The organism is Arthrobacter jiangjiafuii (assembly GCF_018622995.1).
GTDB classification, from domain to species: domain Bacteria; phylum Actinomycetota; class Actinomycetes; order Actinomycetales; family Micrococcaceae; genus Arthrobacter_B; species Arthrobacter_B jiangjiafuii.
Map to the genome: position 1 here is coordinate 1,199,576 of NZ_CP076022.1, position 13,467 is coordinate 1,213,042.

Genomic DNA, 13,467 nt, shown 5'->3' on the forward strand with positions numbered 1-13,467 from the left:
GGATGCTCAGTGTGCTTGCTGGTCAGACAGGAAGCCCAGACGGAATACGACCTCCGCTTCCGGTCAACGCCGGACAGTGGGACATCTATGGGGGAAACAGGCGCACTGCTTGTTGCCGGAGTCTTTGCACTTTCCGGCTGCGGCAGCTCAAGCGAGGCAGCCGACTCCGGCTCGGCAGAGTCCTCCCCGACCCCCACCCTGTCCGTTGGCCAGGATCAGTACACGCCGGAAGAGCTCGAGGCCGCGCTCCAGGCAGTCAAGGCAGACGAGGGCCTGGGCGGGGACATCTTCAATCAGGAAACCCTGGCTCCACTGCTCGAGGGCACCCCGGACGCCCTGGCCGGAGTTACGGTCACCCCCGAACAGTGTGACGTTCTGGCCACCACCGACATCGCAGGTGTGCTGGATAACGCCAGCATGGCGATCCTGATGCTCACGGCAACCGATTCGCTAACAGGCCGAGACCGGTGCCCAGCTCGCGACGGACTGCGCCGAATTCCAGCTCGAGCGCGGGGGAGTGGCCCTCACCGGTGCAGTCGAAGCCCTTGAAGCTGCCTCGGAGGCGCCGGCCACCCAGGCGTACCGGGCCACGATTACGAGGGCCGATGGGCAGTCTGAAACCGTTCTGGTCAGGGCTCTCTCGGGTACGACGAGTCTCAGCGTCACCATCTTCGACCCGACCGATACAGCGGCCGCCGTGGCCAGTGCCGAGGAAACCATCAATGCGGCACTTGCAGAACTCGAAAAGAAGTAACCTGCACTAATCACAACCCGTGCGAACCGGGGCCGGACCTGCAGCGCTGGTCCGGCCCCGTCGTCGTTGTACAGCCTGTCCGCCTGCGGGGGCGGCACGCGCTAGATTAGAGGGGAGCGTTATTTCCCTGTTCCCAGCTTGAATGCAGCCGATGGCTGCAGAAACGGATACCCAGCGTGGTCCTTCGACTTTCCAATCTTTTCCTGCGTACCCTGCGCGACGACCCCTCCGATGCCGAGGTTGCCAGCCACCGCCTGCTGGTGCGGGCCGGTTACATCCGCCGCGCCGCCCCCGGCATCTACTCCTGGCTGCCGCTGGGCCTGCGCGTGCTGGGCAAGGTCGAGACCATCATCCGCGAGGAGATGGCCGCCATCGGCGCCCAGGAAGTCCACTTCCCGGCGCTGCTGCCGCGCGAACCCTACGAAGCCACCAACCGCTGGACCGAGTACGGCGAAAACCTGTTCCGCCTGCAGGACCGCAAGGGCAACGATTACCTGCTGGCCCCCACGCATGAGGAAATGTTCGCGCTGCTGGTCAAGGACCTGTACAGCTCGTACAAGGACCTGCCGGTCTCCCTGTTCCAGATCCAGAACAAGTACCGCGACGAAGCCCGGCCGCGCGCCGGCCTGCTGCGCGGCCGCGAATTCATCATGAAGGACTCCTACTCCTTCGACATTGACGACGACGGCCTGGAGGCCAGCTACCAGGCCCACCGCGGTGCCTACCTGCGCATCTTCGAGCGCCTCGGCCTGGAGATCGTGGTCGTGTCCGCTGTGTCCGGCGCCATGGGCGGGTCCAAGAGCGAGGAATTCCTGCACCCGACACCGGTCGGCGAGGACACCTACGTCCGGTCCGCCGGCGGCTACGCAGCCAACGTCGAGGCCGTGACCAGCGTCGCCCCGGCCCCCATCGACTTCACCGGTGCCCCGGAAGCGAAGGTTGTCGACACTCCCGACACCCCGACCATCGAGACCCTGGTCGCCGACGTCAATGCCCGCTTCCCGCGTGAAGCCGGCGAATGGACTGCGGCTGACACGCTGAAGAACGTCGTCCTGGCCGTGAAGCTGCCCACGGGCGAACGCCGGATCGTCGTCGTCGGCGTTCCCGGAGACCGTGCCGTGGACCTCAAGCGCATCGAAGCGAACATTGCCTCACATGTCGAGATCGGCGGCGAGCTCGAAGTCGAGGCGGCCTCCGACGAAGACATCAAGAAGCATCCGGGCCTGGTCAAGGGCTACATCGGCCCGGGCCTGTCCGTTGAGGAACCGGTCCTCGGCACCGAATCCGCCACCGGTCTGCTGTACCTGGTGGACCCGCGCGTTGTCTCGGGCACCAGCTGGATCACCGGCGCCAACCAGGCCGGCAAGCACGTCATCGGCCTCGTGGCCGGGCGCGACTTCACTTGGGACGGCGTCATTGAGGCCGTGGAGGTCCGCGAGGGCGACGAGGCTCCGGACGGCTCCGGTCCGCTCGAAGCGGCCCGCGGCATCGAAATGGGCCACATCTTCCAGCTCGGCCGCAAGTACGCGGAGGCCCTGGGCGTGAAGGTCCTGGACAAGAACGGCAAGCTGGTCACCGTGACCATGGGCTCCTACGGCGTGGGTGTCACCCGCGCCGTCGCCGCCCTGGCCGAGTCCAACCACGACGATAAGGGCATCATCTGGCCGCGCGCCGTCGCTCCGGCCGATGTCCATGTGGTGGCCACCGGCCGCGGCGAGGAAATCTTCGCAGCTGCCGCCACCCTGTCCGAGGAACTCGAAGCCGCGGGCCTGGAAGTCATTTACGATGACCGCCCCAAGGTCTCTCCCGGCGTGAAGTTCGGCGACGCCGAGCTGATCGGCGTCCCCACCATCCTGGTGGTCGGCCGCGGGCTGGCCGACGGCGTCGTCGAGATCAAGGACCGTGCCACCGGCGTTGCCGAAAACGTGCCGGTGGCCGAAGCGGTGGAGTACGTGCGCCGTGTAGCAGCGCAGTAGTACCCAGTGGTCTCCGGTCTCGAGGAGATCCAGCTTGCCACCATCCTCCTTGTGGTGGTGGCAGGCCTGGCCGCCGGCTGGGTGGACGCGGTGGTGGGCGGCGGCGGGCTGCTGCAGCTGCCCGCCCTGCTGCTGATTCCGGGGATCACACCGGTGCAGGCGCTGGCAACGAACAAGATGGGTTCCATCTTCGGCACCACCACCAGCGCCATCACGTATTACCGGCGCGCGCATCCGGATTTGCGCACCGCCCTGCCCATGGCCGGCATCGCGCTGGTTGGCAGCTTCGGGGGAGCCGTGCTGGCGACCACGCTGCCCTCCTCGGTGTTCAAGCCGATCATCGTGGTGGCGCTGATTGCCGTGGCTGTCTTCACCGCCACCAAGCCGACGGTCGGCGAGCTCACCAAGCTCCGTCACCAGGGGCGCCGGCACTACGGAACAGCCGGGGCCATCGGCCTCGTGATCGGGTTCTATGACGGGCTGATCGGACCGGGAACCGGGTCCTTCCTGATCATCTCCATGGTCACGTTCCTCGGATACAACTTCCTGGCCGCCAGCGCCAAGGCCAAAATCGTGAACATGGCCACCAACCTCGGCGCCCTGGCGTTCTTCCTGCCCAACGGCGCGCTGCTGTGGGGGATCGGCCTGATCCTGGGCCTGGCCAACATGGTGGGCGGCTACATCGGCGCGCGGATGGCCGTGAAGCAGGGCAGCAAGTTCATCCGGATCGTGTTCCTGGTGGTCGTTTCAGCCCTGATCTGCAAGCTGGGCTACGACGTGTGGGTGGAGAACATCCGCGGCTGAGCCCGCGTCTATCCGAGGGCTTAGCCGGCGATCGCGGTGGCCACCCAGACCGACCGCTCCGCATCCTTGCGCCGGCCCGCCCGGGTGTAATCCAGGGCGTTGTCCACTTCCCGGAGCACGCTCCAGGCCCGCGCGGCCTCGGTGTCCAGGCCGGCTGCGCCGCAGAGCCGGGCCAGCCGCTCCCGCAGTGCCGCCTCCGGACGGGCCGGGGCCAGATCCTCGAGCCGGTTCCACAGCATCGGTGCGGCAGCAAATTCGGCTTCCCCCACCATGGCCTGCGGATCGATGGCCACGAACCCGGACGGTTCGCCGGAAGCACCACCGCGGTACAGGATATTGCCGAAGTGCAGGTCGGTGTGGACCAGCACATCGTTGCTGCTGCGCCGTCCCACCGCCCCGCGGGTCTGGCACACCTCCAGGGCGGCTTCCAACAGGCGGCGTTCACAGGGCCGGCCCAGGTCCTCCCAATCGGCAGGCAGCTCATCACTAAGCTGCTCGGCCCGCTCGGCGAGGGAGGGGACACCGGCCCAGCCGGGGGAGTCGGCGGCTGGCAGTGAGAGCTTGCGTACCAGTCCTCCCCAGACCTGGACCGCGGTATCCATGTTGGCGCCGGCGAGAGTCCGCAGGGGGTCCAGCCGCTCCAGGAGCAGGGTGCCGCTGTCGGTGTGGCTGGCATAGAGCGCCACGGCACCATGCCCGCCCCACAGGCCCAGCGCGGCAGGCTCGGTGAGGGCCTCATCATGGGGATAGGCAACCTTGAGCACGGCAGCGCCGTGTGGAGAGTCAACCGGCAGGACCAGGGCACCCTGCCCCGACCAGGGCCCGCTCCCCGCGGGCAGTGTCAGGGCCAGGTCCCAGCGCTCCACGGCCTCTGCCACGAGCCGCGGAAGGGCGGCCAGCCACCGCTGCCCGGAACGGTCGCGGCTGTACCGCTGGCGCAGTTCCGCTGGAATGCTCAGCTCCACGGCTGCACCGCATCACTGTCAGGAACCAGGTCACTGTCAGGAACCAGGCAGGCCGACGTGGCGAAGGGGGCAGCGGGGAGCTGGGCAGTGATGATTCCGGGACCGCCGCAGGGACGCAGGAGTGGCTGACGCATTACTACAGGCTAGGCCGTGCCGGCTATCCACGGCAGTCCCGCAGGCTGGGCCTCGAGGCCGGGGGAGGCGGGGACACTGCGGGTGTCCGTGTACAGGTCCAGGCTCAGCCCGGCCAGCCGTTCAACGGCCCAGGCACGGACGGTGCCGTTGCCCAGCGACGACAGATCCGCGTACACGCCGGGCGTTGCCGCTTCCAGATCCGCCAGCGCCCCGGCCGGATCCGCACCGAAGGACGCCGGCAGGGCATAGGCCGGTGTTGGGGTCAGCGCCGGCAGGCAGACCTGGGGCAGCAGGTCCACAGCCTGGTCTCCGGCAGCCAGATGGGCCTCCCGCTTCTCCTCCAGCAGCTCGGCAGCAGCCAAACCGGTGGTGCGGGCCATGGCCACCTCGTAGGCGTAGGCGGCACCGAACTCCGTGTCCACAACGGCCTGGAGTGCTGCTGCGGCGTCAGGGGCAGGTGCTTCCGGACCCGAGGTGGCTGCGGTGGGAACCGGCGCCTCGGCGGGCTGCCCGGCCGGGGACTGCGCTCCGGATGTTCCGGTGTCGGCTGGATCGCTGCCAGCCGCTTCCGGGGCGCAGTCCGGAGTTGCGGCTGTCGGGGCAACGGGCAGCCAGCGACCCGGAGCAGCTATCCCGGCGGCTTCGGCGGCCCGGGCTGCCAGCACCTGCTGGGCGGCCCCGGTCGAGGCCAGCAGGCGTGCGGTTCCGGGATCGGCGCGCACTGCGGCATCGAGGCTGGCCCGGGCGGAGGCGGTCAGGGCCTGAATGTAGGCCTCGGCGGGTGCGGACGGGGTTTGCGCCGCATCGGGAAAGGGCAGCGCGCCGCTGCGGAGGCTGCCGGGCCGGACCAGCAGGATCGACTGGTCTGCCAGCACATCCGCCTGGCCTTCCAACTCGGCCGCAATGACCTTAGGCACTCCCGCCGGGTCCGCGGCCAGGGCGCGGGCCTGCCGCGAGAGTTCCACTGCGGCGGCGCGGGCATCGGTCTGCGCGATCTCGGAGAAGTTGGCGGCTCGGCCGTCGCCGGAACCGTTGCCTGCGACCAGGCCCAGGCTCAATACCACGGCGGTCAGCACCAGCAACAGAGTGGTACGCCTCACGCCGCCCAGGACCGCCGTCGCCCATCCGGCGCGGCCGGCCGCGGGCGTTCTGCGGGACGGTGGCTTTTTCACTACATCTGATGATGCCATGAACGCCGCCCCATCAGCACCGATGCCTCGGGGACTCAGGAATGTCGGTACGCTAGTAGGTACAACATCATCTAGTGGGAGGCACCTATGGCGGTTCGGCCCAGCCCCAAAAAAGACACGTCATCGGATTACCGCAAGAAGGCCATGCACGCAGAAATCACCGCTGAAACCCAGCGCCTCAAGAACTTCCTCGCTCCCACGGTTGAACAGCAGCAGCTTTTCCTCGAGGACATCGAGATCAAAATGGCAGGTGCCAACCGCACCGTACACGTCATTGTCGACCTTCCCGAAGGTGAAGCCGGCGGCGTCAGCCTCGACCGCATCTCCGACGTCGCGCACGCAATTTCCGAAGCCATGGATGCAGATCCGCACGACGACGGCCGGCCCTACAGCCTCGAGGTCTCGTCTCCCGGTGTTTCGCGCCCGTTGACAGCGCCGCGCCACTGGCGCCGCAACGTCGGGCGCATGGTCAGCGTCAACGTCCTGACCGGCGACGACGTCATGGGCCGCCTGGTGTCCGTAGACGACCACGGCATCACCCTGATCCCCGAACTGCCGGTCAAGAAGGGCATGAAGCCGAAGCAGGGCGAGCAGAGGACCCTGCCCTTCGAGAACATCCGCAAGGGACGCGTTGAAGTCGAATTCGCGCATATCGAAGATGTACCGCTGGACGGCATCGCCGACAGTGATGAAGAACCCACAGCTGAGGAGGCCTAGATGGATATTGATATGAGTGCGCTGAGGCTGCTGGAACGCGAACGGGAGATCCCCTTGGATCTGCTGGTTCCGACCATCGAGCAGGCGCTTTTGGTGGCTTACCACAAGACCGCCGGCGCGCAGGACAAAGCCCGTGCCGAGGTGGACCGCAAGAATGGCCACGTCACCATTTGGGCTACGGAAGTGGACGACGACGGCGAGGCCGTGGGCGAGTTCGACGACACCCCCACCGGTTTTGGCCGTATTGCCGCAAGCACCGCCCGCCAGATCATCCTGCAGCGGCTGCGCGACGTCGAAGACGACGCCATCGTCGGTGAGTTCAAGGGCCGTGAGGGAGAAATCGTCTCCGGGCAGATCCAGCAGGGCAACAACCCGCACATGATTCAGGTGAACCTGGGTGCCGTGGAGGCACTGCTGCCTCCCACGGAGCAGGTCCCCGGTGAGAAGTACACGCACGGTTCCCGGATCCGGGCCTTCGTGGTGGACGTCCGCCGCGGTTTCAAGGGCCCGTCCATCACCCTGTCCCGCTCCCACCCGGGCCTGGTCCGGAAGCTCTTCGAGCTGGAAGTTCCTGAAATCGCCGACGGAAGCGTCGAGATTGTTGCGCTGGCCCGCGAAGCCGGCCACCGCACCAAGATCGCGGTAAAGGGCAATGTCTCCGGCATCAACGCCAAGGGCGCCTGCATCGGTGAAATGGGTTCGCGTGTCCGCGCCGTCATGACGGAACTGCACGACGAGAAGATCGACATCGTGGACTACAGCGATGATCCGGCCACCTTCATCGGCAATTCACTCTCGCCGTCGCGCGTGACTTCCGTCACCATCACGGATGAGGACACCCGTTCGGCGCGCGTTGTTGTTCCCGACTACCAGCTCTCTCTGGCAATCGGCAAGGAAGGGCAGAATGCCCGCCTCGCCGCGAAGCTGACCGGCTGGCGGATCGACATCGTCTCCGACGCCAAGAGCGCCTAAGCTCGCGCACCCAGCGGTGAATGCGGCACAAGGGAAGAAAAGCGTTAGAATGTATGAGGCCGGGTCACCATCCGCTTTCCCAACATCCTCTGCAGCCTCAGGCGCTGCAGTGCATATCCCACAGAGGACATGCATCGGATGCAGGAAAAAGGATGACCAGGCCGTTCTGATACGGCTGGTTGGCGTCGAGTCGGATGGCAGGATTGCCGTCCACATCGACGAACACCGCCGTATGTCTGGCCGCGGGGCCTGGGTGCACCGCGGATCAGCATGCTTTGCAGCAGCGCTTCGGCGACGTGCGTTCAATCGGGCCTTTCGGGGCCAGGTGGATACCGCGGATGCGGAAGCTTGGTTCAAGGCTCTTGAGTCGGCTCCGTCCGGGAGCGGGCTCGAAACCGTCCAACCTGAAAGCGGGTCAGAAATCTGATGGAAACCCGATGAGTACCCAGCGATGAGTGCTTTGTTGTGCTCTGCTATGGGCTTTGCTGTGACTGCAGTGGAAGCCCGCAGGAAATAGACGGTTCGTACCTGGCTCGGTGCGGACCGAGACAGGAGAAATGTGGCCAAGGTCCGCGTACACGAGCTCGCCAAAGAGCTCGGCATCACCTCGAAGGATGCAGTTGCAAAACTGCAGGAACTGGGCGAATTCGTCCGTTCTGCCTCATCAACAATTGAGGCACCTGTAGTCAAGAAGCTTCGTGGCGCCTTCCCGGCGTCCGAATCCAAGCCCGATTCCAAGCCCGCCGCTCAGGCAGGCACTCCCGGCCCGCGCCCGGCCGCAGCACCAGTTGCACCGGCGCCGTCGGCACCTACCCCGGCATCGGCAGCTGCTCCGGCAGCCCCCGCCGCACCGGCTCCGGCAGCACCCGCCGCCGAGAAGCCGGCCACGCCGGCTCCGGCAGCACCCGCTGCAGAGAAGGCACCGGCTGCTGACAAGCCGGCCGCCGCACCGTCAGGCGTCAAGCCCGGCGCACGCCCGGCACCGAAGGCCCCCGCGGCCGAAAAGCCTGCTGCGCCCGCTGACGGCGAAACCCGCAGCAGCGCACCCCGTCCCGGCGCACCGCGTCCGGGCAACAACCCGTTTGCCCCCTCCCAGGGCATGCCGCGCCCCCGTGGCCGCGGCGAGAACGAGCGGGGCACGGGCGCACCGCGTCCGGGCAACAACCCGTTCGCTCCGTCCCAGGGCATGCCCCGTCCGGGCCGTCGTGACGAGAACACCGAACGTCCCGCAGCAGCAGCAGGCGCCGGCGGACCCCGTCCGGCTGCAGGCTCCGGCGGTCCCCGTCCGGGTGCACCCCGTCCGGCTTCGGCCCGTCCGGGCGCACCCCGTCCGGCTTCGGCTCGTCCCGCCGGTCCCGGCGGTCCCCGTCCTACTCCGGGCATGATGCCCAACCGCACCGAGCGGCCGGCAGCCCCGGCCCGCGGCGGTGCCGGTGGCGGACCCCGCAGGGGTCCGGGCGGCGCACCGGGCGGAGCTCCCGGTGCAGGCGGCGGCGCACCCGTTGGCGGCGGCTTCGGCAAGGGCGGCCGCGGACGCGGCGGCACTGCCGGTGCTTTCGGCAAGGGTGGCGCAGGACGCGGCAAGCAGCGCAAGTCGAAGCGGGCAAAGCGGCAGGAACTGGAGCAGATGTCAGCTCCGTCGCTGGGTGGCGTTTCGGTACCCCGCGGCGACGGCAACACTGTTGTCCGTCTGCGCCGCGGCGCGTCCATCACGGACTTCGCCGACAAGATTGAGGCCAACCCGGCAGCACTCGTAACCGTTCTGTTCCACCTCGGTGAAATGGCAACGGCCACGCAGTCCCTGGACGAAGAGACATTCGGTGTCCTGGGTTCGGAGCTGGGCTACAAGATCCAGGTTGTCTCGCCGGAAGACGAAGAGCGCGAACTGCTGAGCACGTTCGACATCGACTTCGATGCCGAGCTGGAAGCAGAAGGCGACGACGACCTTGAGGCACGTCCTCCGGTTGTCACGATCATGGGTCACGTTGACCACGGTAAGACGCGCCTGCTGGATGCCATCCGCAACACCAAGGTGGTTGAAGGTGAAGCCGGCGGCATCACCCAGCACATCGGTGCCTACCAGATCCAGTTCGATCATGAAGGCACTACCCGTCCGATCACCTTCATTGACACCCCGGGCCACGAGGCGTTCACCGCCATGCGTGCACGTGGTGCCAAGGTCACCGACATCGCGGTCCTGGTTGTCGCAGCCGATGACGGCGTCATGCCGCAGACGATTGAAGCGCTGAACCACGCCCAGGCAGCAAATGTGCCGATCGTGGTTGCAGTGAACAAGATCGACAAGGAAGGCGCCAACCCGGAGAAGGTCCGCGGCCAGCTGACCGAATACGGTCTGGTTCCCGAGGAATACGGTGGCGACACCATGTTCGTTGAGGTCTCTGCCCGCCAGAACCTCAACATCGACGCCCTGCTCGAGGCTGTGCTGCTGACCGCAGACGCTGCCCTGGACATGCGCGCCAACCCGAACAAGGACGCCCGCGGTATCGCGATTGAAGCCAACCTGGACAAGGGCCGCGGTGCAGTTGCCACCGTTCTGGTCCAGTCCGGAACGCTGAAGGTCGGCGACACGATCGTTGCCGGTACGGCCCACGGCCGCGTCCGCGCAATGTTCAACGAGAACGGCGAGACCGTTACCGAAGCCGGACCTTCCCGTCCGGTCCAGGTGCTGGGTCTGTCCAACGTTCCCCGCGCCGGCGACACGTTCTTCGTCACCGACGATGAGCGCACGGCCCGCCAGATCGCTGAAAAGCGTGAAGCAGCGGACCGTAACGCCGCACTGGCCAAGCGCCGCAAGCGCATCAGCCTCGAGGACTTCGACCAGGCCGTTGCTGACGGCAAGGTTGACACCCTTAACCTCATCCTCAAGGGTGACGTTTCCGGTGCCGTTGAAGCCCTGGAAGACTCGCTGCTCAAGATCGACGTCGGCGAAGGCGTGCAGCTGCGCGTCATCCACCGCGGCGTTGGTGCCATCACGCAGAACGACGTCAACCTGGCGACGGTGGACAACGCCGTCATCATCGGCTTCAACGTCAAGCCGGCCGAGCGCGTTGCCGACCTGGCAGAGCGCGAAGGCGTGGACATGCGCTTCTACTCCGTCATCTACGCAGCAATTGATGACATTGAGCTTGCACTCAAGGGCATGCTCAAGCCCGAGTACGAAGAAGTCCAGCTCGGCACCGCCGAGGTCCGCGAAGTCTTCCGTTCCTCCAAGTTCGGAAACATTGCCGGCTCGATCGTCCGCTCCGGTGTTATCCGGCGCAACGCCAAGGCACGGGTTACCCGTGACGGCAAGGTCATCGGTGACAACCTCACCGTTGAGTCGCTCAAGCGGTTCAAGGACGACGCCACCGAGGTCCGTACGGACTTCGAGTGTGGTATCGGTCTGGGCTCGTTCAATGACGTCAACACAGGCGACATCATCGAGACCTTCGAAATGCGCGAGAAGCCGCGCGCATAGCAGTACTCAGGCGGGGCTGCCGGTTTCCGGCGGCCCCGCCCCCAAGCGGGAGGGCCGGCACCATCGTGTTGGCCCCTCCCGCTTCGGCAGCTCCGGTGGCCGCTCCTGTCAGACAGGCGGGCCCCGGGCTGCGAACGTGCACGATGTGCCGGCCCGGCCGCCGTCGTCGTACGAACCCGCACATCTTATTAAGGAGAGGTAATGGCAGATCCAGCACGCGCTGCGAAACTCGCTGACCGAATCAAGGTTGTAGTTGCCCAGGCGCTGGAACGGCGGATCAAGGATCCCCGGCTGGGGTTTGTGACTCTCACCGATGCCCGTGTCACCAATGACCTGCAGCACGCCACCCTTTACTACACGGTATTTGGTGACGAGGAACAGCAGGCAGACACCAAGGCTGCGCTGGAGTCCGCACGCGGCGTCCTGCGTGCCGAGGTCGGAAAGAACATCACCGTTCGCCTGACGCCGACCCTGGAATTCGTCCCCGACGAGATCCCTGTCAACGCCAGCCACCTCGAGGAACTGATCCGTGCCGCCAAGAAGCGCGACGCGGAGCTTGAGGCCCTCAAGGAAGGCGCGACGTACGCCGGCGAAGCCGACCCGTACCGCAAGGACGAGGACTTCGACGAAGACGACGACGAGGAAACTCCGACCGGTTCCGACGCAAAGTAGTCAGCAGCACTTCGTCCACGGGACGGAGAAGAGAAGAGGGGCGGTTCCGAAAGGAACCGCCCCTCTTTGCTGTTGAAGCTGATGTGTTCGGCGGTGTCCGCTAGGCGCTACCTGCGGCCTCCGTCATGTCCCCAGCCTGCGCCGTAACCGTGGCCCTTTCCTTTGCCCCAGCCGTGGCCGTCACCTTTACCGTCGCCCTTGCCTCCGCCATGGCCCCAGCCGGCGCCGTACCCGTCGCCCTTGCCTCCGCCATGGCCCCAGCCGGTGCCGTACCCATCGCCCTTGCCTCCGCCATGGCCCCAGCCGGCGCCGTACCCGTCGCCGTGGCCGTGGCCCTTGCCGTCGTCACAATCATCGCCATGGCCGTCACCCTGGCCGTCGTCGAGCTGGATGCTGATGATCCGTCCGGCGGGTGGCCCCGGATCGACGGGAGGCTCCGCCACAGGGGGCTCTCCGGTTTCGGGCTCCGTCGCTTCCCCTCCCGGCGGCAAGGCGTCCACGCTCGCGTAGAGAACGTCGCCGCGCAGCTCCAGGGCGGCAGGCTGGTTCACTTCGTAGAACAGTTCCGGAGTGTCAGATCCGGCACGGACCACCGAAATGCGGTTGCCGAACAATTCAGCTACGAAAATGTCTCCGTTGTCGTTCACGGCCAGGCCGGTGGCAGCAGCAAAACCCGTGGCAACCAGTTCCGAGGTTCCATCGTCCGGGTTCACTTGAAACACCGATCCCGGCGCGACGCCCAGGTCCGGAGGCCCTCCGGGCAGCGATGTCACGTACAGGCTGCCGTCGGGTCCCATCTCGACATCGGTCGGCACCGGTTCCAGATTGTAGACCTGGCCGACAGTGCACGCCGGGAGCGCCAGCCCCGCTGCGGCTTCGGCCGTGATCGTGGCGGGTATGGGCGGCAGGACGGCCAGTGTGGAAATGCCGCCGTCGGTGTCCACCAGCAGCAGCGCGTTGGTGCCGGCATCTGCCACGATCACGCCGTCATCAACGGGAAGGGTGGCATAGGGGTTGGAGTCTGGCAGCCCTGTGTAGCTGGCCGGCATGTCCGGGGGGAGCTGCGCCGCACAGGCCTGATCCAGGCCCTCGAAGCCGTAGGTATTGATGCTGTCAGGGTTTTCCGTGTATTCGTAGGTTGCGATGTCGGCGAGGGTCTCGATCGTGCCGTCGCTGTCGATCGACTTGAGAACCGAGAAATTCTCCGAAGGATCATGGGTCATGGCTCCGACGGCCATTGTGTAGTACGTGGTTCCGCTGGACCGCGAGACAGCTCCCGAAGAATAGCCCTCGGGCCCGGTATCGAGGACCTCGGTGGTCCCGTCGCCGGTGATCCGGGTCAGCAGCCCGAGGTTGCTTTGGGCCACGTCGAATATCGGTCCCCGGCCGACGGCGAAGCTCAGGGGCGAGAGCAGTCCTTCGGCGACGGTGCTGACTTCGCCTGCTGTGGGCGGCGTATCCGGTGGATCATTGTCCCAACCTCCGGCAGAAGCGGGGGAGGCGCCCAGCCCAAGGGCCGCCGCAGCGGCCAGGACGGCAATGGCGGGGGGTGCTTTTTTCACGGTGATCTCCTCAGCATTGGTCAAGTGCAATGCGAGACTCGCTTCAACATTTCCGCGGTTCCCAGCCACGCCCCCGGATGAAGCTTTCACAGCTTAGGCTCAGCGTTTGGGCAGGTACATATCAGGATCCGGTGCTGAAGTACTCCACTTGCTGCAACCAACCGGGTAGTGGGTAATCGGCTGCGGGCCCACGTGCCGGCCAGGCGTATGTCGCCGGTAGCGCTGTCCCGGGCCACCTTCGG

General features: G+C 66.5%; 13 protein-coding genes. 9 read left to right on the plus strand and 4 right to left on the minus strand.

All coding sequences use genetic code 11. The features are described from left to right. Positions 1 to 87: 87 nt before the first annotated feature. The 4 genes from KKR91_RS05655 to KKR91_RS05670 all read left to right on the plus strand — a co-directional run bounded on the left by KKR91_RS05655 (position 88) and on the right by KKR91_RS05670 (position 3,534). Positions 88 to 549, plus strand: coding sequence for a hypothetical protein (locus KKR91_RS05655; RefSeq protein WP_210230547.1), 462 nt, complete (start codon positions 88 to 90; stop codon positions 547 to 549). Then, positions 518 to 754 carry a hypothetical protein gene (locus KKR91_RS05660; RefSeq protein WP_210230549.1) on the plus strand — a complete coding sequence of 79 codons (237 nt, stop codon included), beginning with the start codon at positions 518 to 520 and terminating at the stop codon, positions 752 to 754. The genes KKR91_RS05655 and KKR91_RS05660 overlap by 32 nt, the downstream gene beginning before the upstream one ends. A 176-nt stretch (positions 755 to 930) precedes the next feature. Continuing rightward, on the plus strand, positions 931 to 2,730 hold the full coding sequence (locus tag KKR91_RS05665) for a proline--tRNA ligase (protein ID WP_210230551.1): 1,800 nt from the start codon (positions 931 to 933) through the stop codon (positions 2,728 to 2,730). A 6-nt stretch (positions 2,731 to 2,736) separates the two neighbouring features. Then, a complete protein-coding gene (locus KKR91_RS05670; protein ID WP_210230553.1) occupies positions 2,737 to 3,534 on the plus strand; it encodes a sulfite exporter TauE/SafE family protein in 798 nt (265 codons plus the stop codon). A gap of 20 nt (positions 3,535 to 3,554) precedes the next feature. Here the strand turns inward: KKR91_RS05670 and KKR91_RS05675 are convergent, their stop codons facing one another. Genes KKR91_RS05675 through KKR91_RS05685 form a run of 3 tightly spaced genes read right to left on the minus strand, consistent with a single transcriptional unit; the run spans position 3,555 to position 5,734 of the window. Further along, entirely contained in the window at positions 3,555 to 4,499 is a 945-nt protein-coding gene (locus KKR91_RS05675; protein WP_210230555.1) for an aminoglycoside phosphotransferase family protein, read from the minus strand. Then, positions 4,490 to 4,633, minus strand: coding sequence for a hypothetical protein (locus KKR91_RS05680; protein ID WP_210230556.1), 144 nt, complete (start codon positions 4,631 to 4,633; stop codon positions 4,490 to 4,492). The genes KKR91_RS05675 and KKR91_RS05680 overlap by 10 nt, the downstream gene beginning before the upstream one ends. A gap of 9 nt (positions 4,634 to 4,642) precedes the next feature. After that, on the minus strand, positions 4,643 to 5,734 hold the full coding sequence (locus KKR91_RS05685) for a DUF4439 domain-containing protein (protein WP_210230557.1): 1,092 nt from the start codon (positions 5,732 to 5,734) through the stop codon (positions 4,643 to 4,645). 177 nt (positions 5,735 to 5,911) lie between these two features. Between KKR91_RS05685 and KKR91_RS05690 the strand changes: the two genes are divergently transcribed. From KKR91_RS05690 to rbfA, 5 genes are all read left to right on the plus strand, one after another. After that, on the plus strand, positions 5,912 to 6,541 hold the full coding sequence (locus KKR91_RS05690; protein ID WP_210230558.1) for a ribosome maturation factor RimP: 630 nt from the start codon (positions 5,912 to 5,914) through the stop codon (positions 6,539 to 6,541). Further along, the gene (gene nusA, locus KKR91_RS05695; protein ID WP_210230559.1) at positions 6,542 to 7,513 is read left to right on the plus strand and encodes a transcription termination factor NusA; all 972 of its coding nucleotides are present in this window, start codon (positions 6,542 to 6,544) and stop codon (positions 7,511 to 7,513) included. Positions 7,514 to 7,562: 49 nt separating this feature from the next. Continuing rightward, a complete protein-coding gene (locus KKR91_RS05700) occupies positions 7,563 to 7,940 on the plus strand; it encodes a YlxR family protein (protein ID WP_210230561.1) in 378 nt (125 codons plus the stop codon). Positions 7,941 to 8,072: 132 nt separating this feature from the next. Continuing rightward, positions 8,073 to 10,991, plus strand: a complete 2,919-nt coding sequence (gene infB, locus KKR91_RS05705) for a translation initiation factor IF-2 (protein WP_210230562.1) — start codon at positions 8,073 to 8,075, stop codon at positions 10,989 to 10,991. A gap of 201 nt (positions 10,992 to 11,192) precedes the next feature. Continuing rightward, complete coding sequence (gene rbfA, locus KKR91_RS05710) at positions 11,193 to 11,663, plus strand: 30S ribosome-binding factor RbfA (RefSeq protein WP_210230563.1); 471 nt, start codon at positions 11,193 to 11,195, stop codon at positions 11,661 to 11,663. 107 nt (positions 11,664 to 11,770) lie between these two features. Here rbfA and KKR91_RS05715 read toward each other — a convergent pair whose 3' ends face one another. Continuing rightward, positions 11,771 to 13,225 carry a ScyD/ScyE family protein gene (locus KKR91_RS05715; RefSeq protein ID WP_210230564.1) on the minus strand — a complete coding sequence of 485 codons (1,455 nt, stop codon included), beginning with the start codon at positions 13,223 to 13,225 and terminating at the stop codon, positions 11,771 to 11,773. Positions 13,226 to 13,467: the final 242 nt, after the last annotated feature.

Coding starts and splice junctions, on each gene's coding strand:
- KKR91_RS05655 (WP_210230547.1), top strand. CDS start 88: ATGGGGGAAACAGGCGCACTGCTTGTTGCCGGAGTCTTTGCACTTTCC.
- KKR91_RS05680 (WP_210230556.1), bottom strand. CDS start 4,633: ATGCGTCAGCCACTCCTGCGTCCCTGCGGCGGTCCCGGAATCATCACT.
- KKR91_RS05690 (WP_210230558.1), top strand. CDS start 5,912: ATGGCGGTTCGGCCCAGCCCCAAAAAAGACACGTCATCGGATTACCGC.
- nusA (WP_210230559.1), top strand. CDS start 6,542: ATGGATATTGATATGAGTGCGCTGAGGCTGCTGGAACGCGAACGGGAG.
- KKR91_RS05700 (WP_210230561.1), top strand. CDS start 7,563: ATGTATGAGGCCGGGTCACCATCCGCTTTCCCAACATCCTCTGCAGCC.
- rbfA (WP_210230563.1), top strand. CDS start 11,193: ATGGCAGATCCAGCACGCGCTGCGAAACTCGCTGACCGAATCAAGGTT.